Below are 3503 nucleotides of genomic sequence, written 5' to 3'. Positions count from 1 at the left end.
CATTCTCTCAACTATTTATTAAATTTGGTGAAAGAATCCTTCAGGAAAATAGAGGATTTTGAGAGGCGTTAATTTTGGAATGACACAGTTCGCGTTACACTCCCCAAAGTAATTAACTCCTTATTGTTTTGATTTCCTGAAAAAGCGAACTTACATTTCAAGCTACCTTCCCCTTCGTATTTCACCTCAGAATCAATAGAAACAGTAACGTTTCCTCCTCTTTTCACCATTTTGAAATAATCACAATCGTAATCAAAAGTATTAATAAATTTATTCGTAATATTTTCTTTATTCCCACTCACTTGGGAAACACTATTTAACGGATTTACAAACCAAAATATTACAAGAATATAAATAACTATATTTTTTATTTTCATAATGAACAGTATTATAATAATTATTTAATCCTAAATTTTTTATTTACCTTTTGCCACTTAGGACCTATATCTTCACCTTCTAGCAATTTCTTCTGTTCTTTTGTTAAAGAAGAGAAACCTACTTGAAAATTAGCTTTATCTGGATAAACAAGTCCATATCTATCTGTTTTATATTTACTTAAGGTACTCAAAAAACCCGCTTCTGATGTCTTCCCTTTAATTAAATTATCTTGAAATTTTATATTATCAGGTGTTTTAGCTAAAGTTTCTTCCCATATAACTATTGGATTAGAACTGTATATATAATTTTTGTAAACCTTAGTATTTAATAAAGGTAAAAATGTCTTTTCGTTTTTACCTGACCCTATTACAAAAGGTTCTTCACAATTTATTATTGTATTATTATATACTTCTGCATTCTTAACTTGCCAATATCCCCATAATGGTGGATTTTCCCAACCATTCATGAAGGTTATAGTCGCATTTAAACCTTTACCAATTAATCCATGAAAATAATTATTAAACACTTTATGACTTTCACCTATAATCCTAACCCCTCCTGAGTCTTTCTTTCTATTACCTATAAATAAATTTCCATAAACGTTGGCATAGTTTCCATGCCTCAAGGTTAACATACCAGAGCATTCGAAAAATAAATTATTTCTAATGGTATTATGTGTAGATTTATTAGATATGACCTCTATCTCTCCATCACAATTATCAAAGACGTTATTTTCAATAGTAGTATATGAATCTAACAATGATGTTTGATCTACCCCTGCTCTTATTATCTCTCCTCCATTTCCACCATATGGAGGTCTTCCATCAAAATAATTATGATCAATACGATGATAGTTTGGTTTATTAGAAACATAGACTCCTACTGTAGTACCTAAACTTGTTTTTCCTTTTACATAGCAGTGGTCTACTCTATTCTGTTCACCATACAAAACTATCCAGCTATTTCTCATTTTTTTATCGGTATTATCATACCCTGTAATGGAGGTATTTGTTAATCGACATTGCTTTGATTGTTCCGAAAATGCAATTACATTTTTCTTAAAAGCTTCACCGTCTTTGAAAACTAACCCATCCACTAGCAAATATTCTCCATCAATAATCAATGTAGAATGTCCGCTAATAATAGTTTCTCCCATTTTTTCTGCTTGAAAAACGATTGGCTTATTAGCTGTTCCTTTTCCTTTAAAGACCAATGATTGGTTACTCCATACTCCTTTTTTTAAAATTATTTTATCTCCCGCAACAAGCTCTAACTCCCTTATTTCCTGTGCTGAACTTACCACATATTCTTTAGCATATAACACATGTATATTCAGTAAGAATATTAGTAATGACAAAGAAATTTTAACATTAGTCAGTTTCATTTAGAATTTTAATTTAATCAGTTTTATTAATAAACTTATTACTCTATATTCAATAAACAGTATTTAAAAATATCATCTATGTTCTTTTAAAAAATCCAAAATAGTTTCCATTTTATTATTTATTACTTCATTGTAAGCGGGTGCACCATGCCCAATACCTTCCATAATAATCAATTTAGATGATAAGTTCCCCTTTTCCTTTAAGAATTGGTGTAATGAGTAGGCATAATCAACTGATATCAAATCATCCTTATCACCATGAAATGTAAGTACAGGGATGTTCGTATTGATAATCTGATTATTATTTTCAATTCCTCCCCATAAGTTAACTACATTTTTCACTCTAACTTTAGCAGAATTCGTAGATAGACCGGTGTACAATGCTGTTATAGCTCCAGCCGATCCACCAGATATCGTAATACTATTAGTATCTAAATTATATTTTTTTGAATTTTCTTTTATCCAGTTTAATACCAATACAGCATCTCCACTTGCTTGCTTTATTGCCTGTTGTAATCCTTGATTAAATGCTCCTGTTTGAGGCAGCCCTTTAGACATATTTGACCTACAACTTGCCCCCGTAATTTTATTATGCTTTAAATACAACCTGTAATTAGGACTAATTACTGCAATTCCATAGGATGCTAATTTTGCGCAAAAAGCTTTATGCTGATTTTTATCGCCTCCTGAAAAACCTCCTCCATGTATATAAATATAAACAGGTAATTTAGAGCCTTTATTATCATTTGGAATATAAAGATCTAATAATCTATCTGATGAGACATCGTTAGATACAGAATCTGGCCGGGTAGCATATCGAATATCCTTCACCACACTTATGGACGAAAGACGGTCTATATTGTCTTTTTTATTTTGTCCATAAAGTATTGTAGAAAAAAAAATTGATAGGACAATCACTATTCCTCTATTTTTTAATACTAGGATTCTACTTTCGTTAATGTTAATATTTTCCATATTTTAAGTGGGATCTTTCTATTGAATCTTCATATAGCAATTAAAAAGAAGTACAGTCCTAGCTAAATATAAATTCAGAGATCATAAAAACTTTAATTACTCTATTTCATATGAGATTACCAACGATAGGCAAACCTCTATTTTTCTTCTCACATTATCTTTATTGCTTCTTAAAGGCACAAAAAGTCAATATCAAACAACACGACTAACTTTCTATTAAATAACCTCTTAGGTATAGCTGAATTAAAAAACAGTCAAAAACATCTTTCAATTCAGCTAATCTCCCTTTTTTATTGCTGATTTTTAGCAGCAGCTTTTAATTCATTATACTTTTTCAATTGTTCTGGGGTTAATGTGGCTTCGTACTCCTGTTGTCTTTTTTTATAAATACCGGAAATTTTAGATTTTTTTTCGGATTCAGAAAGTTCTGTATCTTTCTTTACTTTCGTTATATCCTGAAAAGACTGTTTGGTTAATGTTGTGATTTTCATCTGCTGTACTTGATTTAAACCAAGTATATCCATTGTTTCCTGTTTGTGTAAAAAAACAGTTTTGCTCTGTGCTATTACTGTAAACGAGAGCATAAATAACAATCCTCCTACAAGAAATGATCTTTTCATAATTTATATATATTTAAGGGTTAAAAAGTCTATATTAATACTGAACTTGTTTAAACTTTATTGATTTTCTTAATTTTTCTGAGGAACAAGGCACAAAAAGCCATCCAATGCATTGACATCCAGTTTTGAGCAGAGGTCTCATACCT

General features: G+C 30.3%; 4 protein-coding genes. All 4 read right to left on the bottom strand.

Features of this window, described 5'->3' with window-relative positions:
- Positions 1 to 68: 68 nt before the first annotated feature.
- The 4 genes from ACFSAH_RS14135 to ACFSAH_RS14120 all read right to left on the bottom strand — a co-directional run bounded on the left by ACFSAH_RS14135 (position 69) and on the right by ACFSAH_RS14120 (position 3357).
- Positions 69 to 377, bottom strand: a complete 309-nt coding sequence (locus tag ACFSAH_RS14135; RefSeq protein WP_379663389.1) for a hypothetical protein — start codon at positions 375 to 377, stop codon at positions 69 to 71.
- Positions 378 to 397: 20 nt separating this feature from the next.
- The gene (locus tag ACFSAH_RS14130; RefSeq protein WP_379663388.1) at positions 398 to 1762 is read right to left on the bottom strand and encodes a polysaccharide lyase 6 family protein; all 1365 of its coding nucleotides are present in this window, start codon (positions 1760 to 1762) and stop codon (positions 398 to 400) included.
- Between the two features lie 72 nt (positions 1763 to 1834).
- Positions 1835 to 2737: an alpha/beta hydrolase gene (locus tag ACFSAH_RS14125; protein ID WP_379663387.1), complete on the bottom strand. Its 903-nt coding sequence runs from the start codon at positions 2735 to 2737 to the stop codon at positions 1835 to 1837.
- Between the two features lie 290 nt (positions 2738 to 3027).
- Entirely contained in the window at positions 3028 to 3357 is a 330-nt protein-coding gene (locus ACFSAH_RS14120; RefSeq protein ID WP_379663386.1) for a hypothetical protein, read from the bottom strand.
- Positions 3358 to 3503: the final 146 nt, after the last annotated feature.

It is taken from the genome of Pseudopedobacter beijingensis (genome assembly GCF_042678145.1).
Taxonomy (GTDB): domain Bacteria; phylum Bacteroidota; class Bacteroidia; order Sphingobacteriales; family Sphingobacteriaceae; genus Pseudopedobacter; species Pseudopedobacter beijingensis.
Note: the sequence above shows the minus strand (reverse complement) of the source record. Positions and strands in the feature narration are given on the sequence as shown.